Source organism: Acinetobacter sp. CWB-B33 (genome assembly GCF_039655955.1).
Lineage (GTDB): Bacteria > Pseudomonadota > Gammaproteobacteria > Pseudomonadales > Moraxellaceae > Acinetobacter > Acinetobacter bouvetii.
In genome coordinates this window covers 257495-278418 of the sequence record NZ_JAGFEU010000001.1, presented here as the reverse complement: position 1 = coordinate 278418, position 20924 = coordinate 257495, and the positions used below count along the sequence as shown (strand labels likewise).

Here is a 20924-nt window from a genome sequence, read left to right as displayed (position 1 = left end):
TTTTAAAATCCGGTTTCATTCGGTTCGCCGATACAGGCGCATGCATGACAGCATCCACTTTTATGGGCAGCTGAATGCAAAAAAGCCCTGCGGCCATGCTGTGTTCGTCTAAGACACTTTAAAAATCAAGAAAAAGCCTAAACAGCTTCGCCTCACCTTTTTGGCTTACGGCGCTTTTCCGCAACGTCCGCCAACTCCCGCTCCAGCATTTCAAAGTAGGCCGGATCTTCAGCAGTGGCTGCATGGCGCAGCAGGATTGACGTCGGATGCAGCAGCTTGTTGCTTAAACGGTAAGAAAACTCCTGCAGCACCTGTTCTGCAGCTTCCCCTTTTTGCAAACGCTCCAAGGCCAGCGCCAGCTCTTCTTGCCTTAAGCTCTCACCATGCGCTCTATAAGCCTGAATTGTCGCGCCAGCCAAATTCACCTTTTGCTGAATGACCAGCTCAGTCGCCAATTGGTTAACCATGACCTCGGCTTCCACTGCAGCTTGGCGGCGCTGCGCGAGGTTTTCATCAATCACGCTTTGCAGATCATCGACCCCATACAGGTAGACGCCATCCAAACTTTCAACCTTCGCTTCAATATCACGCGGCACGGCTAAATCGACCAGCAGCATCTGCTTATATTTGCGTTTTTTTAACGCTGCTTTCACATCTTTAAAATAAATAACCTGATGCAGGCTGCCTGTACAGCTGGAAATCACATCGGCGCGGTGCAGATTCTCCGCCAGCTGATCAAAATCAATAATCTCGACCTCTGCGCGATGCGCAATTTCCTGCGCCAGCGCTTCTGCGCGGCTGCGGGTACGGTTACAAATAATGATTTTGCCCACACCCATTTCCGCCAAATGCTTTGCCACCAGGCTGTTCATTTCACCAGCTGCAACCACCATAACGGTTAACTGCTCAGGCTTGCTGAAGACCTGCAAAGCCAGCTGTGCAACTGCATAGCCCATGGAAACTGCATGGCTGCCGACGGCGGTTTCCGAGCGCACGCGCTTAGCTGCATAAAAAGCATATTCAAAAATTCGGTTTAAATTGGACGATACCGTTTCTGCATCTTTCGCTAAAGACAGCGCGGTTTTGACTTGCCCTAAAATTTGCGGTTCACCCAGCATCAGTGAGTCGAGCCCGCTGGCAACCCGCATAAGATGTGTCACCGCCTGCGCGTTTTCATAGCGGTACACATGATTTGACAATTGCTTTACATCAATATGATTTGCTTGGGCGAGCCAATTTAATACCATATCTGGATTCTCAGACATGGCATAAACTTCTGTACGGTTACATGTAGAAACCACCACCATATCATTCAGATATTCGGCATGGCTTTGCTGTGCAAGCAGCGCACTTAACTTTTCAGGGTTAAATGCGATTTTTTCACGCAGCTCTACAGAGGCGGTTTGATGGTTGACACCCAATGCAAAGAAAGACATATCAGATCATCATTTCGCTAAATTTATGCTATTGTGCAATATCGGTGTCATAAAAAGCATTACTTGGATCAAGAAAAATTGCGTCAAACAAATAGCCGGCTCAGCGGCTCGACAATTAAGCAGTATTCTACCACATTCTTGCTGGTCGGTAGCATGGCTTCCAGTGCTCAAGTTCGGGCATTTGGAGAAGTTTACCACGCCAATCCAAATTATGATGCCATAAAACAAAGCATGATTGCAGAGTTTGCCCTAGCCTATGACGACATTCCAACCGCATTGCATAACTATACTGTGCTTGCTATTAAAAGCAACTCTACCTCGGTCAAGCAGCGCGCCCTGAATGTCGCGCTGGAGCAAAATGATCTGCAGGCCGCTTTAGATATTGCCACGCATTGGGTGGTGCAGGAGCCGGAAGATGTTCCTGCCCTGTTTTATCTGTCACATATTGCCTTAAAAGCCCATGAATATGATCTGGCGGCAGAAACCTTAGATAAAATTTTAAATATTGACCCGAATGCGGATTTGGAACAGATTTTAGCAGGCATCTCGCCTGAATCAGCCGATGACCGCGACTTTCTGATCAATGCATTGCGGACCAGCAAAGAGAACCGCAATCCATCTATCCTTGTGCTGATTGCCGCCTTAGAAGCGCAGAATGGGCAATTGAATGATGCACTGAATACGGTCAACCTCGCTTTAAAAAAACGCCCGAAAACAACGGGCTACATTTTAATGAAAGCCAACTTGCTCACCGCTTTAGGTGATGAAGAGGCTGCTCGTGAATGGTATGAAAAATCCAGCCGCAAGCACCGCAGCAATCTGGATGTCCGCTTAGCGGAAGCCAAGTATTTAGTCAAAATCAATGAATCTGAGCTCGCGCTGAAAAAACTGGAAGACATTATCAAAAAATGGCCCAAAGCCGAAGAAGCGCTGTTTTTGGGCGGCCTCACCAGCATTGATTTAGAGCAGTATGAAAAAGCCGAAAAGTACTTGGTTGAACTGCGCTACTCCGCTCAGTATCAAAATGAAGCCTATTATTATTTAGCCGTTAATGCTGAGCGGAAACAGCATTTTGAGACGGCAAAAGCCTATTACCGCTTGGTGGATGGCAGCCTCTATACCGTCTCGCGGCGCAGCATGGTCAATATTTTTACCCAGCAAAATAAGCTGCATGATGCGCTGCGCTTTTTGACGCAGGAACGCGTCAACTACCCGCAGCATGCCAGTTTTCTGTATTTAGCGCAGGCCGACATCTTAAAGCGCATGGACAATAAAAAAGCGGCTATGCGGCTTTTGGATGAAGCTATTAAAAATCTGCCGGACGACCCTGAGCTGATTTATGCAGAGGTTCTGATTCTAGACCCTTATCAAGAACGGGATAAGCTCGATAAGCGGCTCAACAGCCTGCTTGCGATTGAACCGAACAGCCCGACCTATCTGAATGCATATGCATATACCTTAGCCTTGCAAAACCGGCGGCTGGATGATGCGCGCAGATTTGTAGAGCACGCCTTAGAATTTGCCCCAGAGCAGGCCTCTATCTTAGATACGCTGGGCTATATCTGCTATTTGCAGAACGACTTTGCCGCCTCCGCAGAAGTATTGAAAAAAGCCTACGAATTGAGCGGCAGCGTTAAAATTGGGGTGAACTATGCCCGCTCTGTGTATATGCAGGGCAACATTGCAGAATTTAGCCAAGTGTTACAACAACTCAAACAAAAACACCCGAATGATCCTCAATTGGAACAATTGAATACGTTATTGTTGCCTCAGCACATGAAAAAGAGTTAACCCCCGTTTATGCATATCCTTTCTAAACTTTGCCTGTCTGTTATTGCTGGCAGCACCTTGGCTTTAACCGGCTGCCAACAGTACATTCAGCCTCAGGAACCGCTGCCGGCCCCCTCGATAGAAGCGCCAAATCAATTCAACCTGCAAGGCAAAATTGGCGTGCGCACTCCGCAGCAGTCCGGCAGCGCTTTCTTTACCTGGGCGCAGGAACAGGATGAGTTTGATATCGAACTGAGCGGCATTTTAGGCGTCGGCAAAACCCAAATTTCCGGAAAACCCGGCGAAGCAACACTGAACAGCGCGAAAACAGGCCTGATCAGCGCGGCTTCACCTGAAGAGCTGCTGGAGCGGGCGACAGGCTGGAACGCGCCTATTACCCATCTAGTCAAATGGGTACAAGCCAAACCCGCCACTCCGCATGCGCAGCTCAACAAAGATGGCAGCGGCCGCATTGTGCAAATTCTTGAAGACGGCTGGCAGGTCGATTTAAGCTATGAAAACAGCGTCCCATTGCCCAATAAACTGGTTTTAAAGCAAGCGCTTGAAACTGGAAAAGAAAACCGTATTACAATGGTGATACAAAACCGCTAAGCCAACAAAGTTTGAATTGTTATGATCCGTGTTCCCTCTCCTGCCAAACTTAACTTGTTCTTGCATATTACGGGGCGCCGTGCAGACGGTTACCATGAACTGCAAAGCATTTTTCAGCTGATTGATTTATATGACTGGCTGGAATTTACGCAAACAGGATCACCGCAAATCAGCATTGACGGCTTGAACAGTGTCGATCTGGAACAAAACTTAATCTATCGCGCCGCGCAAGCGCTTTTGCCTTACGCAAAACAGCCGGGCGGCATCAATATCCGCATCGAAAAAAATATTCCAATGGGTGCCGGACTCGGCGGCGGTTCTTCAAATGCGGCCGCCACGCTGATCGTGCTGAATAAATTATGGCAATGCGGCTTAGATACTGAACACTTGGCAAGACTCGGACTTAAACTCGGAGCCGATGTGCCTATTTTTGTTCATGGCCGCAATGCCTGGGCGGAAGGCATTGGTGAACACTTAACATTCATAGACTTAGATCAAAAACAATACATAGTGCTGAAACCTGATTGTTTTATCAGCACTCAACTGCTTTTTTCGCAAAAAACATTGACAAGAGACACGAAGCCTACTAAATTTTGCGCCTATCAGCTAACGCCGTTTAGTTTTGGAAATAACTTTGAGCCAGTGGCAAGAAGTTTATACCCGGAAGTAAATGAAGCAATGCAGTATTTAGATCAGTTCGGTACAGCAAAGCTTACAGGTACAGGTGCTTGTGTTTTTGCTGAGGTAACGGAAAATATGAATGTGAATGACATTCTGAAAAACGCGCCATGTAAATCTTACTTGGTCAGCAGTTTAACAGAATCGCCATTGCGTCATTTTGAAGTTTGATAGGGGCGTCGCCAAGTGGTAAGGCACCGGGTTTTGATCTCGGCATCCGTTGGTTCGAATCCAGCCGCCCCTGCCATTAAATTCACCTGTAGATGTATGTTGTATTAAAGGGGCGTCGCCAAGTGGTAAGGCACCGGGTTTTGATCTCGGCATCCGTTGGTTCGAATCCAGCCGCCCCTGCCATTTAATACAGCACATCAATTTTAGGGGCGTCGCCAAGTGGTAAGGCACCGGGTTTTGATCTCGGCATCCGTTGGTTCGAATCCAGCCGCCCCTGCCATTTTCTCAAAAAAGACAGAACATTCTTTTGTGGCTAGCCTGTTAAATCATCTTGACAAAACAGCTCAAAAATATTAAAGTTCTGCCGCATTAGGGGCGTCGCCAAGTGGTAAGGCACCGGGTTTTGATCTCGGCATCCGTTGGTTCGAATCCAGCCGCCCCTGCCATCTATTTCCATACATATCAACCGCCAAGGGTGCTTCATGCCCAATCTTGTCGTTTTTAGTGGAACCGCGCATCCACAATTCGCTCAAAAAGTCGTTAGCCACTTACATATCCCACTAGGTGCTGCTGCTGTTTCAACCTTTTCTGATGGTGAAATTGCTGTAGAAATCACTGAGAATGTGCGTGGTAAAGACGTATTTGTTGTACAGCCTACTTGTGCCCCGACTAATGATAACCTGATGGAAATCTTAGTTATGGCAGACGCGCTTCGCCGCGCAAGTGCAGGCCGTATCACTGCCGTTATTCCTTACTTCGGTTATGCCCGTCAAGACCGTCGTCCTCGTTCATCACGTGTTCCTATTACCGCTAAAGTTGTTGCAGACATGCTGACTACAGTAGGTATTGACCGTGTTGTAATGATTGATCTGCACGCAGACCAAATCCAAGGCTTCTTCGATATCCCTGTAGACAACATCTACGGTACGCCAGCATTGCTTGCTGACTTGCGCCAACAGTCCCATGACAACTTAATGGTTGTTTCTCCGGACGTAGGCGGTGTAGTCCGCGCTCGCGCAGTTGCGAAGCAAATGGGCGATATTGATCTTGCGATCATTGATAAACGCCGTCAAAAAGCGAATGAATCACAAGTGATGCATTTGATTGGCGATGTGAAAGGCCGTGACTGCGTTATTGTCGATGACATGGTCGATACAGCAGGTACTTTATGTAAAGCTGCTGACGCGCTGAAAACATTTGGCGCACGCCGTGTTGTTGCCTATGCAACTCACCCTGTTTTATCAGGCAAAGCGATCGAAAACTTGAAAAATTCAGTGATTGATGAATTGGTTGTGACTGACACCATTCCGCTTTCTGAAGAAGCTCAAGCGCTCGGCAAGATTCGCCAAGTTTCAGTAGCAAGCATGGTTGCTGAAACAATTCGTCGTATTAACAACGAAGAATCTATTAGCGCAATGTTTGATTCTTATCTATAATATAGCGCTAAATTTTCAAAACCCTGCTCTTAGCAGGGTTTTCTATCGCTGAACTGGTCGAAAGTTCAGCTCAATTAAACTTAAATAGGATGTCTATCATGGCAAACTTCGTATTAAACGCAGCAGCACGTGAAGAAGCAGTTCAAGGGAAAGGTTCGAGCCGCCGCCTTCGCCTGCAAAGCAAAGTACCAGCAATCATCTACGGTTCAGGCGAACCTGTTGCTGTAACTTTAGAACTTCGTGAGCTTGTTAAAGCTTTAGAAAACAACGCATTCTTTGAAGAAGTTGTAGAAATCAAAGTTGGCGACAAAACTGAAAGCGTTAAAATCAAAGCGTTACAGCGTCACCCAGCTAAAAACACGCCTATGCACGCTGACTTTGTTCGCGCATAAGTGTTATTGGTGTAATTAGTGTCAAATATTTCACTGATTGTCGGTTTGGGCAACCCTGGTAAAGAGTATGCTCAAACCCGCCATAATGCAGGCTTCTGGTTTGTAGAACGCCTTGCAGAGCAATATGGCATAAATTTAAAAGCTGACCCGAAATTCAATGGAATCAGCGGGCGCGGCAATATAGAAGGCCATGACGTTCGTCTGCTGCTGCCTACAACATTTATGAACCTCTCCGGTAAAAGTGTTGTCCCCTTCGCAAAATTCTACAATATCTCTCCTGAAACCATGCTCATCGCACATGATGAACTGGATATGAACCCCGGCATTATCCGCCTAAAAACTGGCGGCGGTCACGGCGGTCACAACGGTTTGCGTGACATCGTTCCGCACACAGGTCCAAATTTCCACCGTTTACGCATTGGAATAGGCCACCCCGGTTCTAAAGAACGTGTCTCAGGACATGTTTTAAGCAAAGCGCCAAGCAGTGAACAAGATTTAATGGACGACGCAATCAGCCATGCTTTAGCCCGCATCAATATGCTGGTGAATGGTGAAATTCAGCCTGCCATGAATCAAATCAATGCTTACAAACCAAACTGATAAGTCAATAAATTGTTGAACCATGCTGCTTGCCATGCTGCCATTTTAAGGGCAAAATGCGCTTGCCTGATTGCTGATCCAGCAAGTTCAGTTTGATTCAACCACAAGATGAAAATCTTAGGTCCACTAAGGAGACGCTAGCCATGCTATCTCGTTTATTAAAAGCTAAAATTCACCGTTGCGTCGTTACACAAGCAGAATTACATTATGAAGGTTCTTGTGCAATTGACGGCATTTTATTGGATTTAGCCGGTATCCGCGAATATGAAGAAATTCACATGTGGAACGTGACTAATGGTAAGCGTTTTAGCACGTACGCGATTCGCGGTGAAGAAGGTTCCGGCATCATTTCAGTCAATGGCGGTGCAGCGCATCAAGCAGATGTAGGCGATTTAATGATTATTGCTACATTTGGTGATTTTACAGAAGCCGAAGCAAATGCGCATAAGCCGCGCTTGGTGTATGCAAATCCAAACAATACTGTGAATCACACTGCGAACTGTATTCCTGTTCAAGTTGCGTAATACCCGAATTCTTTAAAAAAGCCCGCATGAATGCGGGCTTTTTTAAACTCAAAATTTTAGTTGAGACTGCCCTTCCACCAGTCATTTTGCTGTTCGCAATTCAGCGCTTTCAAGTTTTCACCCACCAAATTCACCAGCAGCGGCTGCCCGTTTTCACGCACTTTCAGCTCAGCAAATTGCGCATTGCGGTAGCATGGCTCCAAACCTTCTGCAAATAGAAAGCTGCGGGCTGCCGGATACAGCCCTTCAAAGGTATTGTGAGGATTCCGCAGCACTAATTTTGCAGATGCATCGGGATAGTCATTCAGCAGCTGCGGATCAAAGCGGGTCTGAATGACTCTGCGCTGCGCATCAAGCTGTACATAGCTTAAGATGCTGGGTTGATTATAAAAATACGCTTTTGCCGCATCGGATGGCAAATGATCTTCAATCAATTCCATCGCAGACGGCAGCTCAGCAAAATATAGCTGATAATTCAGCGCCATATAATCCCCTTGTAAAATCGAGCGGGGGTCAACAGGCTTGAGTTTCACATAAATGCTGCCGCTGTGCGCCAAATGCCATTCATGCCGGCCAATCATAATCAGAAAGAGCGCAATACTGAATGCCGCCAGCCATAAGGGAATCATTTTCTTCATGATGCAGCTCCCTGCAATTTCGCATCTGAAGATTTCATCAGCAGCTGAGCCATAGCCAGCAGCAGCGCGCCAGACACAAGAATGCTCAGACTTTTCAGCAGAAAGCTCAAGTCCAAATTGTAATACAGCAGCCATAACATCAAGATTAGCAGAACAATAGTCAGCCCCTGCACCAGCCGCTGTTGATACGCGACAGCCCATGACAAGAATACCAGTAGCAGGAAAATTTCAAAATAGCCCATCAAGATCAGGGTAAAGCCTAAAGCTGCCGCCAGCCACTTTTCCAAACCGGCATCATGCTGATCTGAGAGCCCGATATACAGACAGAGCCATAGCAGCGGCAGACCGTAGACAATCGTATTCTGCACCGCCGGACTGAATGAAAAATCCAAGTGCATAAAATTGCTCAGCAGCGTTTGCAGCGCCGCCGCGGCCCATACAATAAACAGCATCCAGAGTGAAAATGCCTGGCGGTACATGGATTTTAGCCACCAAATTCCTGTACACAGCAGGCCAATCAACAGCAGGCCGTTTAGGATCATTATGCTGAAAAACAAATGCTCATCCGCACGGAACAGAGTCCCCCTGCCCAAAGCCGCAATACTCAATCCGTAACAGGCCACTAGTTGAATCAGCACAATCAGCCAATGCATGCGGCTAAGCACGCACAACAGCGTAAAGCCCAGCTGAATCAGCAAAATAAGGGCAAAGCTATCAGTCAGCATTTGCGTATGCACCAATACAGCGACTTGCCCGCATAACCACAAGCAATAAGCAAATTGCCGGGCAAATACACTGGAAACACGGCGGATCATCCACCAAGCGAGTGCAACAAAGGCCAGCCCCATCAAAATTGAAAAAGTTTTCCAATAGGTCAGCAGCAAAGAGGCCAAAATAATGCCTGCAAACCAAGCGCCGATCGCCAGAGGGATCACGGCAAATTGAGTGTTAGGCAGCATTTTTATCAGCAGCAAGCTGATCACGGCAAACCAGGCAAAAACCAGTAACGCCAATACCAGCAAGCCGGCAATAGAATCATCCAGCAGATGTTCGGCAAAATGGAAGATTAAAATGCTGACACTGGCCGCCAGCCCGGCTGCCTGCAAACTGGTTTCTAAAGATAACCGCTGTTTATAGAAATACCAGCATAGGCAAAGCGGCAAAAGAATCGAAAGCGCCAGATACGGCCATTGATACGGTGCTTGGCCGCTGCAGAAATTAAACATGCAATACGCTGATATCGCCGCAATAAAAGCAATAAAAACAAAACGCAAAGCTGGATAAAACTTTAGACAAAAGGCAGCGCTTAGCGCTGTGAGCACATTCATGCCGAACAGATACAGCAGCTCTTTCTGCTCAAAAAGAAAACTTTGTTTAAAAAATAGAGACAGCGCCAGCTGGCTTACTGCACAAAACAGCGCGAATACGCCAATATTAGGCCGATAAAGCCACGGCAAGAGCAGCACCGCCCAGATTAAAAACAGCAAATAGCTGTCTGCGCCTGTCTGATACACTTGCCCAATGACCGCCATGCTCATCCCCAGCATTAACCCGCTGATGCAGTCTAAACTCTGCCGAATCCAGCTGTGTGCTGTAAAATAAATGCTGGACAAGGCGCTGCACAGCAGCAGAGTCATCGGAATAGCCAACTGCAGATATTTTGGAATCATCAGCCAATTCGCGGCGACTAAATACACGATGCTGGCCGCAATCAGTGACAGTCCAATAACCTGTAAGTATTGAATGACTTGGACTTTGCAAAATAAGCGCGGGGAAAATTCATTTTTGGGCGCTGAAAATTCGGAATCAGTCATTTTTATGATTATTTATCCGTTTTAAAGATCTTTTGGCAAGATAGCACGCTTTTGCGGATTTAATAAAAAAGCTTACAAATCAAATTATCTGTTTTGCTTATCTTAAATTTTGCAATGATTCACGATAAAAAATCCCCCCTTAAAGACTGAAACAGGCATATACTCATTGCACATCGCTTCAGGGCGGGGTGCAATTCCCCACCGGTGGTAAGTTCAGCATAAAATCATTATGGCTGAATCAGCCCACGAGCCTATCGCTTAACCGCGATTCGCAGATTTGGTGAAATACCAAAGCCGACGGTATAGTCCGGATGAAAGAAGACGACGTTAAAAGTTTCAATTACAGCCTCGGCTGCAATTGATCTGCTGCGCCTATTTTTCAATGTCCTGAAATGTTCAACCGTATTTTAAAACTTACGAGAGCGTTTCAATGTCCAGTTTAATTCAACCCGAAATTTTCTTTTCAGCCCTTCCTCCATTTGAGCAGCGCATAGCGCAAGCGCTTGAAGATATGCGCCAAGGCAAACCCGTTTTGGTCATGGATGATTTTGACCGCGAAAATGAAGCCGACCTGATTGTCGCTGCGGAAACCCTGAATGTCGAAACCATGGCCCGCATGATTCGAGACGGTTCAGGCATCGTTTGCTTAACGCTGACCAATGAATTAGCCGACCATCTCGAATTGCCGCCTATGGTGACAGACAACTCCAGCCAGTTTAAAACCGCATTCACTGTGACTATTGAAGCTGCTGAAGGTGTCACCACTGGGGTTTCAGCCCAAGACCGCACCACCACCATTCATGCCGCCGTTAAAGATGGCGCAGCAGCCAGTGATTTAAACCGTCCGGGACATGTCTTTCCTTTACGCGCCCGTGACGGCGGCGTTCTCACCCGACGCGGTCATACTGAAGGCAGTGTAGATCTGGCGCGTTTAGCTGGCCTCAAACCTGCAGGCGTCCTCTGTGAAGTGACCAATCCAGATGGCTCAATGGCTTCCGGCATTCAAGTCTTGTCTTATGCGCAAACACACAATCTCACTCTCATTACCATTGAAGAAATTGTGCAATATCGGCTTGCGCACCAAATTTAATATAAAGATTTAATAAAAGGCCCAGCCTGTACGCTGGGCTTTTTTCTGCAGGTCGAAAAACGTTTGCTTTTTAGGCACATTTAATTTAATAAAAGAATATAACCAATAATTACAAATAAATAAGGTTCAATCATGCTCAGCCATTTTTCAGATTTAAGCCGTAAAGACAGCCAATTCATCCAGCGTACTTATCAGGTGCTTTTCGGCGCTTTGGCACTAATGACTCTATTAGGCATATTTTCCTACACCCAGCTGCCGCCCGCCTCCGCTGGCCCGCTGATGCTTCTCGATTCCATTATCTGGATTGCATGCGGCTGGTTTGGTTTACGCAACCCGATTAAAGCGGTTTTTCCAATCTTTTTAATCATCACAGGATTATGCCTGGGCCAAATTGCGCATTTATACCGTCCAGATGTATTTATGACTGGTGCAGCGACCACCTTGGCTATTTTTGCGGGAACCAGCTGCTATGTTTTTTTCAGTAAAAAAGATTTCTCTTTTTTACATGCCAGTTTAAATATTGGATTTTGGGTCATTCTTGCCCTATCAGTTATTTCATTCTTTGTTCATATCAGCGCTTTATCTCTATTTATCGGTATTTTCGGCTCAGTCATATTTATTGGCTGGATTCTTTACGATACCAGCCAAATTTTAATGCGTGCAGATCAGCTCGGCTATAACGCGCATACGGGTGCTTTCGATTTATTTATGGACATTATCGGCCTGTTCAGCTTTGTTCGTCATCTATTTAATTTCATTGATGATTAATCCAGTGTGAAAAGTATAGCTAGCAGATGCATATACGCTACATCTGCATGGCCTCATCCTAAAATATAGCTGCTACTTTCGCGGCAGCGATTCACTCTTTCATTTTACTATGCCATAAGGCCAAACCATACTCTGGCCATGGCTTGCTGCTGCGCCAATTATTCACAGCATAGGCTACAGCCACTAGACTGACCGCACCGGATAAAACTGGAAACAGCAAAAATCCCCAATCATAGTGTACGGCCGGCGCCGTCAATAAAATGACTAAAGGATTGGCGCCGGCTGGCGGATGCACGCATCTCAAAAATTGCATGCAGCAAATGGCTAAACCAACAGCTATAGCAATACTGAAAGCATTAACTGGAAAATACAGTGCAACACATAAACCTATAGCCGCAGACACCACGTGTCCAAAAATCACATTGCGCGGCTGCGCCAATGGCGATTGCGGTACGGCATACAGCAATACACAACTCGCGCCGAACGGCGCCATAATCCAAGGCTGATGCGCGTAACCACTCAGCAGCAATAAAATAAAAATACTCAGCATGCCGCCTGCAAATCCGCGCAGCAGCATGCCTGCACTGGGTTTAGGCGCTAATTTTTCTTTGCCTGAAAATATAAACATGATTCTGCCCTTCGATATTGATTTCAGATATAGCGCGCGCTAAAATCAAAATAGTACAGATCTGTACTATTTGTAAATAGCCGATTTAAAAAATCGGCGATGCGGTAATATTCATTGGATCCAATGCGAGCGTAAATGCATGTCTAAATCGGCAGATAAAATTTTGAAAACTGCGGAACAGCTGTTTAATCAGCAAAGTTTCAGCGGTGTAGGCGTTGATTTAATCCGCGATGAATCGGGCTGTTCGAAAACAACACTCTATACCTATTACAGCAATAAGCATCAATTGGTTCAGAGTGTGCTGCAAGCCCGCGATCAGCGTTTTAGGGAAAGCCTGCAAGCTGCTGTAGACGGCCTGCAAGGCGTGGACGCTTTAAAAAAAATCTATGATTGGCATATTCAATGGTTTCAGAGCGACCATTTCAAAGGCTGTTTGTTTGTCCGCGCAGTTGGCGAATCCAGCCCAGACGATCACAGCATCATTGCCATCGCCCAGCAGCATAAACAATGGGTTCGCTCTCTGATTCAAACACAGACCCTTAAGCTAAAACGCGGTCAAGACATTACGCAGCTGATGTATTTACAGCTGGAGGGCTTAATCAATCAATTTCTGGTCGAAGGCTTTCAAGCACAAACAGCGGCAATGAGCAGAGCGCTGATTTTTGATGTCATTGAATCTTTTCAGACGCAAACCGAGGATCAAAACCAGACGCCGTAAATGCCATAGATCGCAACAGCAATCAAGATCAGCCCGCATAAGGCCAGCAGCTTTGGATACCAGACAGATTGGGCTAAGCGGTTAAATGACAAATAGACTATGCTTAATGTTGCAAAATCCAAGATGATCCAGCTCATGGTCAAAACGATTAAACTGAGGTTTAAATCGGCGGTAACACCGGTAAATTGCGGGAAAAATGAGGCAAAAAAGATAATATCTTTAGGATTAGAGATTCCCACTAAAAAGCCTTTTTTAAAACCGCCAGATACCGCATTGGGTGTCATTTCATTTTCGGCAGAAGAGCTTGACGCCACTTCTTTCAGAATATCAAAACCGATATAGGCAATATAGAAGCAGCCCAGCGCCTTAATGCCATTCAGCCATTGTTCATTAATATTCAGTGCGCCTTTTAAAATCAGCACCGATAGCAAAATCAGCACCAGCGAAGCAAAATTGGTTCCAAAAATCGTTTGCAGCGCACGCTTATAGCCGCCCTGCAGCCCCGCACTGGCGACGAGCAGCATCACTGGCCCTGGCGTCGCGATCATTACCACAACAGCCGCGCAATATAAAAAATATTCCGCAAAATTCACTTTATGCCCCCATTATTCATTTTTAATTTCATAAAAAAAGAGGACTTAGTTCTCTTCATCCATGCTTTGCAGCAAATGCATACTCATGCCGTCCGCTCTTAAAAAAGCCAGATCATAGCTGGCCGTTGCTAAAGCCAAAATGCGGCGTTCAAACTCATCCCAAAGCGGACGGACTTGCTTATAATGAATGCCTAAACCGCTTTCATCTGTAAAGTGGCGGTTTTTTTCGCATAATTTCAAGGCATGGTACAATTTGCGGCCGCGTGTTGCATCTGGACGCAGCCTCACACGCTTCGACAAGACAAAACCTTCCACATGCCGCAAATCCGCCAGCGGCAGCAGCGGCACTAAAATTTGATCCAGCTGTGCATCCAGCCGATGCCAAACTGCACTGTGCTGTTCCGGCGTATAGGTATTCCATCTGATCACTTCATGATTAAAGCGCCTGCAGCCGCGGCAGACTGAATCACCAAATACCGTCGAACAGCGTCCCGCACAAGGGGTTAATGAGGCAATCCGGCGATCCGTAGTCAATGCAAGCTCCCATATAATTCATCAAATCTGCACGGCCGGCATTTTGCCGGCTGGTCAAGAATATACACGCTCTGCCACTGGATGAGAAGCCATGAATCTGTATCGGATGACTCGCTTATTGCGGCAATTCACGTTAAAATATGCGCCTTTCAAAATTCTTAATTTTCAATTGGAGTATCCATGAACGCTACTGTAGAACAGCTTGCACCTGTAGAACAGCATGCGGCCGATGGCTGGGTTGTTGCGGCGCTTTATCAATTCAAAGAAGTACAGGACTCTGCTGATTTACAGCAGCGCCTGCTGGATTTGGTAAAAACCATCAACTTATGCGGTACTCTGATTGTTGCAGATGAAGGCATTAACGGCACTGTTGCGGGTGACCGCCAAGCGGTTGACGCTATTCATCAATTTCTTTTGAATGAAGGTTTTGCATCCATGGAATATAAAGAGTCTCACAGCTCTGAGAAGCCATTCCGCAAGATGAAAATCAAACACAAAAAAGAAATTGTCACCTTGGGCGTAGAAGTTAAGCCGCGTGATTTGGTCGGGCACTATCTTGACCCGAAAGAGTGGAATGCACTGATTGCCCGTGATGACGTGATCCTGGTTGATACCCGCAACGATTATGAATATAAAGCAGGCACCTTCAAAGGCGCGATTGATCCTCAAACAGAAACTTTCCGCGAATTTCCTGACTACGTAAAAAAACAGCTGGAACAGCACAAAGACAAGAAAATTGCGATGTTCTGCACAGGCGGCATCCGCTGTGAAAAATCAACCTCCCTGCTTCTTCAAGAAGGTTTCAATGAGGTTTACCACCTCAAAGGCGGCATTTTAAAATATTTAGAAGAAACCCCGGCAGAAGAAAGCATGTGGGAAGGTGAATGCTTCGTCTTTGACGGCCGTACCGCGGTTACACATGGCATGGAAGAAGGCGAAAATATCAAGTGTCACGCTTGCGGCTGGCCACTGCTTCCTGCAGAAGTCGAACTGCCAAGCTATGAACATGGCGTATCTTGCAAATACTGCATCGACAAAACATCTGAACAGCAAAAAGCAGGCTTCCGCATGCGCCAGTCCCAAATTTTAGCCGCCAAACGCAAGCGCTTATAACGCTTACTGCCGGCAGGCAATGTGAAATCTTATTCATCAGGCCCTCTTAGCAGGGCCTGTTTTTTTTACATCCGACATACACAATAGAAATAAAAAGTGACAAAAATCACAATTTAAACACTTTTCGGCGGCGCTCCTGCTCTATATATTTTGAATTATAAATTGCCGTTTCGATTCACAATTAATTGAAAAGGAAAGTAAAATGCCTAAAAATTTAGCTGCGCCAGTACAGCACAACCACCGCATGCGGCATCATCACCAATATGCTGAATTAAATAAAATCAATCAGATGCTGCATCAGCAATCTCATCTTTTTATTGTCGCCTTGGGGACACTCATTGGCGCACTGATCGCGCTTTTTATCGCTTATCACCTTAAAACAACAGCTGCCAATGTTCTATTGCTCAGCTGGATTCCTTTTGCGCTCCCCTACCTGCTGCGTGAAATCTATATCTACACACTCATCCATATGCAAGACGATGATGAGTGTTAAAAGCCAGCCTGATTTTCATGGAGAGTACAGCTGCACATGAAGCGCACGCGGGCTTTGCACCACACTGTGCAACTTCAGTCCGCCGCCAAATCATCGGCGGCTTCACTGATATTGATGCTTTACGGAAGCGGCAATAACGCTTAGGATAATTTGGATATATTTGAACACTTAAAGCATGAATTTAACCGAGTGGATACTGTCCATCATGGAACAGCTGGGCTATTTAGGCATTGCCCTGCTGATGTTTTTAGACAATGTAATTCCGCCCATTCCTTCTGAAATTATTATGCCTTCCGCAGGCTATGCCGCGTCACAAGGGCAGCTGCTGCTCAGCGGCGTTATTATTGCAGGCTGCATCGGTTCTCTGACTGCAGCGGCCTTGCTGTATTGGATTGGCTATCAATTTAACCATGATGCCATTTTCCGCTTCACAGACCGCTATGGAAAATATCTATTTATAAAATCTGAAGATATCCAAAAGTCACTGCTTTGGTTTGAAAAATACGGCCACCGTATTGTATTTTTCGGGCGCATGGTGCCTGCTGTACGTTCACTGATCAGCATTCCTGCCGGCATGAGCCGCATGCCTTTTTGGAAATTCATGTTCTACAGCGCGCTAGGCACGATTATTTGGACCACATTCCTGGCCTGTGTCGGTTTTTATTTTGGTGAAAATCAGGCATTGATGCATGAAATCTTCAGCCGTGTCGGTTATGTCATTATTATGATCGTCGTTTTAGTGCTGCTATGGCATTGCTATCGCAAACTCAAAAACAAGAATATTTAGCACGCCGCTCAGCGTGCTTAGAAAGCATAATTTTTTTAATAAAGCATATTTTCAACTTACTATCTGGTTAATTAATTGTAATTTTAAAGATTTTCAAGGGGGATAAAAACATATGAAGCCGTATTTATGGATATTTACAGGAGCATACACCGTAGCCCTGATGATATTTGGAGTCATTTCTCTATTTATTCATATAGGAAGCAGCAGCGGTGTTCCAACACTGATTGCCGGCGGTTTTTTTACAGCTTGGCATTTTGTTAAGCGGGAAAAACGCATTCCAAATGCAGATGAAAAGGTTCAACTCATTTGGGGATCTATCGCTTGTACATTCATTATCAGCGCGTTGCTGGTCTTTATTTTTGTCTTAGCGACAGGAACAAGCCAAGCCATCATTGCAAGCTTACAGCTTATCCCAATGTGGATTTGGCTGATTGCTATCGCTTTTATCATTCTCATTGAGTTTGCAGTGTTTTATTTTAGTTATGGCTGGTTTGCAATAAAATGCTTAGAAGGACAGCATAAAAAACGTCAACGCTAATTTTACAAATTCATCAGCCCAGAATATAAAAAAAGCGCCTGAACGGCGCTTTTTTTAACTTTAAAAAATTAATTCGGTGTGTGATACATCAAATACAATTCATTTAAATTCTCTGGGATTTCTTCTGCCAACTCGTCCATTAACTGCCCGTTGCGGCGGAAAGTTTCCATTTGTGGATCTTCGTCGTCAATACCGCTGAATACCATAATCGGCAATGTCAGATCGACCAGCTGCTCTTCGAATTCTTCTGTAAACCAACCTTCTTCATTCAGGAACATGGCATCAACAAAGCCCACACTCCAGTCGCCTAAGCTGGATTCAACATCCGCTTCTTCAATTTCAAAAGGAAATTCAATTCCTTCTTCATTCGCCAAGTTCTGACGGATAGATTCCAGCCATGCTTTGATTTGCGCAATAATTTCAGCCGGCACTTTCTTTTGATTATGATCAAAAAGTTCGTCCAGCCATTGAGCAAATGCTGGGCCAACCGCAATTGCGCAAAGAAAACCGTGAGTCGCAGCAAAATCTAGACCGTGTTCATTGTCATCACCGTCGAGATATTCACTTAATAGGTCTAAATCTAAAGCACTCATTTCACATCCAAACATAGAAACTTAAAGCCGTAGCATAGCATTTTCATGGCCTGTGCAGAATCAGATTTTATTCCTCATCATCATCCAGATCATCATCGTCGAAATCGTAATCAAATTCTTTTAATTCTCTTTCTAAACGGCGCTGTGCCAAAAGATCATCGATTAAGCGGCGTTTTTCCAACGATTCCTTTGCACTTATCTTGCTGCCGGCTTCATCGAAATTAACGTCATCATCACCGTAGTTATCATCTAGTTCAAAATCTGTAGAAGACACTAAAACTACCTCATAATGAAAAATGTGAAGGGTCCTAGGCGCTATTTATATGAGTTATGAAACCTTGTCAAGTTTTATTTTCATTTAGCCAATTTAATTTGCATTTAAATTGAATTTTGCTCTTTTATTCTGACCAAATTCTATGGCATGATATAATCCACCCTGCGTCTTTCAGTTTTATGACCTTTTTTATGCTTATGCCGTAAAATGGAAAATAGAAGCGCGCTAGGGATGAACTTGAAAACAACAATTTCACCCCCATCTAAATTACTGAATTTATTTTTTTAATATTTCGTCAGGCAGCGAAGCGCTGAATATTCCTGATGAAATACGCAAGCTATCCACTGATAAATTGATTAAGCGAATTGTGCTGAAATGCACGGTTTTTTTACTGCCACAGATTCAACGAAGAGTAAGCAAAAGATGAGCGATATGACTTCCCCTACTTCCCAAGTAGCGGCTCTGATTAGCCGAGGCAAAGAGCAAGGTTACCTGACTTTCGCCGAGGTTAACGATCATCTCCCGGACTCGATCACGGAAAGCGAACAGATTGAAGACATCATTCAAATGCTGAATGACGTCGGTATTCCTGTACATGATCGCGCGCCTGAAACTGATGATGCGATGTTCGAAGGCGGCAATGAAGCGGCTGACGAAGTTGCTGAAGAAGAAGCTGCTGCTGTACTTGCATCTGTAGAAAATGAACCAGGCCGAACGACTGACCCTGTCCGCATGTATATGCGTGAAATGGGCACAGTTGAACTGTTAACGCGTGAAGGCGAGATCAGCATTGCAAAGCGCATTGAAGAAGGCATTCGTGACGTTCTTCATTCTATTGCTTACTGGCCAAACGCTGTAGAAGTGGTATTGCAGGAATACAAAGATTATGAAGCGGGCGAACGCCGCCTTGCCGACATCCTTTCAGGCTATTTAGATCCTGAATCAGATGAAGAGATTCCTGAAGTTTTAGAAGAAGAATCTGACATTGACGAAGATGAATCTTCAGACAGCAAATCAACCAAAGATGTAAAATTGGATGATGATGACGAAGAAGAAGAATCTGAAAGCAGCGATGATGATTCTGAAGGCGAATCGGGGCCAGATCCTGAAATAGCCAAAGCGCGTTTTACCGAACTTGAAAATGCCTGGAAAAATACCAAAGCAGCCATTGAAAAGCACGGCCGCAACAGCCAAGAAGGCGCTGATGCGCTTGAAGCGCTGGCATCCGTGTTCATGATGTTCAAATTTACCCCGCGCCTGTTTGATATTATCTCTGAATTAATCCGCGGCACTCACGAGCAGATCCGTACTTCTGAGCGCGAAGTGATGCGCTATGCGATCCGCCGCGGCCGTATGGACCGCACGCAGTTCCGCACCTCTTTCCCAGGTCAGGAATCGAACTTTGCGTGGCTGGATGAACAGATTGCGAAAGCTTCGCCAGATCAAAAAGGCTACTTGGAAAAAGTCCGTCCAGACATTTTGGCATTCCAGCAGAAAATTGCGGATATCGAAAAAGAACTGCTTTTGAACGTAAAAGAAATCAAGGACATTTCTAAACGCATGGCGGTGGGTGAAGCGAAAGCGCGCCGCGCGAAAAAAGAAATGGTTGAAGCCAACTTGCGTTTGGTGATTTCGATTGCGAAAAAATACACCAACCGCGGTCTGCAATTCCTGGACTTGATTCAAGAAGGCAACATCGGCTTGATGAAAGCCGTAGACAAGTTTGAATACCGCCGCGGCTATAAATTCTCGACATACGCAACGTGGTGGATCCGTCAGGCCATTACCCGTTCGATTGCCGACCAGGCGCGTACCATCCGTATTCCAGTACACATGATCGAAACGATTAATAAGATCAACCGTGTATCTCGTCAGCTTCTTCAAGAAATGGGCCGTGAGCCGACGCCTGAAGAATTAGGCGAACGTCTGGAAATGGACGAAGTGAAAGTCCGTAAAGTGCTGAAAATCGCCAAAGAACCGATTTCAATGGAAACACCGATTGGCGATGATGAAGATTCGCATTTGGGTGACTTCATTGAAGATGGCAACATCACATCTCCAATTGATGCTGCGACTTCAGAAGGCCTGAAAGAAGCAACCCGTGAAGTGCTGGAAAACTTGACTGAACGTGAAGCGAAAGTTCTGAAAATGCGTTTTGGTATCGACATGCCTACAGATCATACTCTGGAGGAAGTCGGCAAACAGTTTGATGTGACCCGTGAACGTATCCGTCAGATTGAAGCGAAAGCTTTACGTAAATTGCGCCATCCTTCCCGTTCTGAACATTTGCGTTCATTCCTGGAAAATGACTGATAGCTAAGCATGCAATGCAGGCTTGATTTTTTTCAGACAGCCTCCATTAAGTACTTATGTGAAAACTCAAAGCCTGCACTGTTGCAGGCTTTGTCTATAAAATTTGAGGTGAACTATGATAGACCGCACTCCATCTCGCGAACTCCGTGAAGATCTTTGGATATTCCCTATGGACTACCCGATTAAACTCATTGGTAATGCAGGTGCAGATTTGCACGGCGCTGTCGTAGGAATTTTAGTGAAACATTTCCCAGAGTTTGATGAAGCTACATTAACAGTGCAGCCATCGCGCACAGGCAAATATCACTCTATTACTGCGCAGCTTCGTTTCGAAGAGCTTGAACAGGTGCATGCGCTGTATGCAGACTTGGCCGCTTGTGAACATATCCGGACTGCCCTGTAAGCATTCAT

The 20924-nt window shown here is 45.6% G+C and carries 24 protein-coding genes, 4 tRNA genes and 1 riboswitch; of the genes, 20 read left to right on the top strand and 8 right to left on the bottom strand.

From position 1 onward, the window contains the following. Positions 1-152: 152 nt before the first annotated feature. Positions 153-1436 carry a glutamyl-tRNA reductase gene (gene hemA, locus JZ784_RS01375; RefSeq protein WP_346313531.1) on the bottom strand — a complete coding sequence of 428 codons (1284 nt, stop codon included), beginning with the start codon at positions 1434-1436 and terminating at the stop codon, positions 153-155. Positions 1437-1514: 78 nt separating this feature from the next. On the opposite strand from hemA, the gene JZ784_RS01370 reads away from it, so the two are divergent. The 11 genes from JZ784_RS01370 to panD all read left to right on the top strand — a co-directional run bounded on the left by JZ784_RS01370 (position 1515) and on the right by panD (position 7619). After that, a complete protein-coding gene (locus tag JZ784_RS01370) occupies positions 1515-3227 on the top strand; it encodes a hypothetical protein (RefSeq protein WP_346313530.1) in 1713 nt (570 codons plus the stop codon). A gap of 9 nt (positions 3228-3236) precedes the next feature. Next, entirely contained in the window at positions 3237-3818 is a 582-nt protein-coding gene (gene lolB, locus JZ784_RS01365; RefSeq protein WP_346313529.1) for a lipoprotein insertase outer membrane protein LolB, read from the top strand. Between the two features lie 21 nt (positions 3819-3839). Then, positions 3840-4667 (top strand): 4-(cytidine 5'-diphospho)-2-C-methyl-D-erythritol kinase, encoded by an 828-nt coding sequence (ispE, locus tag JZ784_RS01360; RefSeq protein WP_346313528.1) that lies wholly within the window; start codon positions 3840-3842, stop codon positions 4665-4667. Between the two features lies 1 nt (position 4668). Continuing rightward, positions 4669-4743 (top strand) — tRNA-Gln (locus JZ784_RS01355). A 32-nt stretch (positions 4744-4775) separates the two neighbouring features. After that, positions 4776-4850: transfer RNA gene (locus tag JZ784_RS01350), tRNA-Gln, on the top strand. 22 nt (positions 4851-4872) lie between these two features. Beyond that, positions 4873-4947 (top strand) — tRNA-Gln (locus JZ784_RS01345). 91 nt (positions 4948-5038) lie between these two features. After that, positions 5039-5113: transfer RNA gene (locus tag JZ784_RS01340), tRNA-Gln, on the top strand. A 36-nt stretch (positions 5114-5149) separates the two neighbouring features. Continuing rightward, positions 5150-6103: a ribose-phosphate pyrophosphokinase gene (locus JZ784_RS01335; RefSeq protein ID WP_005011457.1), complete on the top strand. Its 954-nt coding sequence runs from the start codon at positions 5150-5152 to the stop codon at positions 6101-6103. 98 nt (positions 6104-6201) lie between these two features. After that, on the top strand, positions 6202-6495 hold the full coding sequence (gene rplY, locus JZ784_RS01330; RefSeq protein ID WP_005011459.1) for a 50S ribosomal protein L25: 294 nt from the start codon (positions 6202-6204) through the stop codon (positions 6493-6495). Positions 6496-6513: 18 nt separating this feature from the next. Further along, positions 6514-7095, top strand: coding sequence for an aminoacyl-tRNA hydrolase (pth, locus tag JZ784_RS01325; RefSeq protein ID WP_005011462.1), 582 nt, complete (start codon positions 6514-6516; stop codon positions 7093-7095). Between the two features lie 143 nt (positions 7096-7238). Continuing rightward, a complete protein-coding gene (gene panD / locus JZ784_RS01320; protein ID WP_005011465.1) occupies positions 7239-7619 on the top strand; it encodes an aspartate 1-decarboxylase in 381 nt (126 codons plus the stop codon). A gap of 56 nt (positions 7620-7675) precedes the next feature. Here panD and JZ784_RS01315 read toward each other — a convergent pair whose 3' ends face one another. Continuing rightward, complete coding sequence (locus JZ784_RS01315; protein WP_346313527.1) at positions 7676-8257, bottom strand: GDYXXLXY domain-containing protein; 582 nt, start codon at positions 8255-8257, stop codon at positions 7676-7678. Continuing rightward, complete coding sequence (locus tag JZ784_RS01310) at positions 8254-10071, bottom strand: DUF2157 domain-containing protein (protein ID WP_346313526.1); 1818 nt, start codon at positions 10069-10071, stop codon at positions 8254-8256. The genes JZ784_RS01315 and JZ784_RS01310 overlap by 4 nt, the downstream gene beginning before the upstream one ends. Positions 10072-10242: 171 nt before the next feature. Beyond that, positions 10243-10398: riboswitch (FMN riboswitch) on the top strand. A 103-nt stretch (positions 10399-10501) separates the two neighbouring features. Between JZ784_RS01310 and ribB the strand changes: the two genes are divergently transcribed. Continuing rightward, positions 10502-11161 (top strand): 3,4-dihydroxy-2-butanone-4-phosphate synthase, encoded by a 660-nt coding sequence (gene ribB, locus JZ784_RS01305; protein WP_005011472.1) that lies wholly within the window; start codon positions 10502-10504, stop codon positions 11159-11161. 132 nt (positions 11162-11293) lie between these two features. Continuing rightward, positions 11294-11929, top strand: a complete 636-nt coding sequence (locus JZ784_RS01300) for a Bax inhibitor-1 family protein (RefSeq protein WP_346313525.1) — start codon at positions 11294-11296, stop codon at positions 11927-11929. A gap of 91 nt (positions 11930-12020) precedes the next feature. Here JZ784_RS01300 and JZ784_RS01295 read toward each other — a convergent pair whose 3' ends face one another. Next, positions 12021-12557, bottom strand: coding sequence for an HPP family protein (locus JZ784_RS01295; RefSeq protein WP_346313524.1), 537 nt, complete (start codon positions 12555-12557; stop codon positions 12021-12023). 139 nt (positions 12558-12696) lie between these two features. Between JZ784_RS01295 and JZ784_RS01290 the strand changes: the two genes are divergently transcribed. After that, on the top strand, positions 12697-13275 hold the full coding sequence (locus JZ784_RS01290; RefSeq protein WP_346313523.1) for a helix-turn-helix domain-containing protein: 579 nt from the start codon (positions 12697-12699) through the stop codon (positions 13273-13275). On the opposite strand, the gene JZ784_RS01285 is transcribed toward JZ784_RS01290, so the two are convergent. Continuing rightward, positions 13257-13868, bottom strand: coding sequence for a LysE family translocator (locus JZ784_RS01285; RefSeq protein WP_346313522.1), 612 nt, complete (start codon positions 13866-13868; stop codon positions 13257-13259). The genes JZ784_RS01290 and JZ784_RS01285 overlap by 19 nt on opposite strands. Before the next feature lie 45 nt (positions 13869-13913). Next, positions 13914-14402, bottom strand: coding sequence for a DUF1289 domain-containing protein (locus tag JZ784_RS01280; RefSeq protein ID WP_346313521.1), 489 nt, complete (start codon positions 14400-14402; stop codon positions 13914-13916). Between the two features lie 180 nt (positions 14403-14582). On the opposite strand from JZ784_RS01280, the gene JZ784_RS01275 reads away from it, so the two are divergent. From JZ784_RS01275 to JZ784_RS01260, 4 genes are all read left to right on the top strand, one after another. Then, positions 14583-15515: a rhodanese-related sulfurtransferase gene (locus JZ784_RS01275; protein ID WP_346313520.1), complete on the top strand. Its 933-nt coding sequence runs from the start codon at positions 14583-14585 to the stop codon at positions 15513-15515. A gap of 202 nt (positions 15516-15717) precedes the next feature. Then, on the top strand, positions 15718-16008 hold the full coding sequence (locus tag JZ784_RS01270) for a hypothetical protein (RefSeq protein WP_346313519.1): 291 nt from the start codon (positions 15718-15720) through the stop codon (positions 16006-16008). A gap of 175 nt (positions 16009-16183) precedes the next feature. Continuing rightward, positions 16184-16795 (top strand): DedA family protein, encoded by a 612-nt coding sequence (locus tag JZ784_RS01265; RefSeq protein ID WP_346313518.1) that lies wholly within the window; start codon positions 16184-16186, stop codon positions 16793-16795. Positions 16796-16907: 112 nt separating this feature from the next. Next, positions 16908-17333 (top strand): ABZJ_00895 family protein, encoded by a 426-nt coding sequence (locus JZ784_RS01260; protein ID WP_346313517.1) that lies wholly within the window; start codon positions 16908-16910, stop codon positions 17331-17333. 68 nt (positions 17334-17401) lie between these two features. On the opposite strand, the gene JZ784_RS01255 is transcribed toward JZ784_RS01260, so the two are convergent. Together JZ784_RS01255 and JZ784_RS01250 are read right to left on the bottom strand one after the other, a co-directional pair. After that, on the bottom strand, positions 17402-17926 hold the full coding sequence (locus JZ784_RS01255) for a YecA family protein (protein WP_346313516.1): 525 nt from the start codon (positions 17924-17926) through the stop codon (positions 17402-17404). A gap of 67 nt (positions 17927-17993) precedes the next feature. After that, positions 17994-18200 (bottom strand): hypothetical protein, encoded by a 207-nt coding sequence (locus JZ784_RS01250; RefSeq protein ID WP_005011498.1) that lies wholly within the window; start codon positions 18198-18200, stop codon positions 17994-17996. Between the two features lie 375 nt (positions 18201-18575). Here JZ784_RS01250 and rpoD point away from each other — a divergent pair, with 375 nt between their 5' ends. Both rpoD and JZ784_RS01240 read left to right on the top strand, forming a co-directional pair. Then, entirely contained in the window at positions 18576-20513 is a 1938-nt protein-coding gene (gene rpoD, locus JZ784_RS01245) for an RNA polymerase sigma factor RpoD (RefSeq protein ID WP_346313515.1), read from the top strand. Positions 20514-20628: 115 nt separating this feature from the next. Next, positions 20629-20916, top strand: coding sequence for a DUF493 domain-containing protein (locus tag JZ784_RS01240; RefSeq protein ID WP_005011500.1), 288 nt, complete (start codon positions 20629-20631; stop codon positions 20914-20916). Positions 20917-20924: the final 8 nt, after the last annotated feature.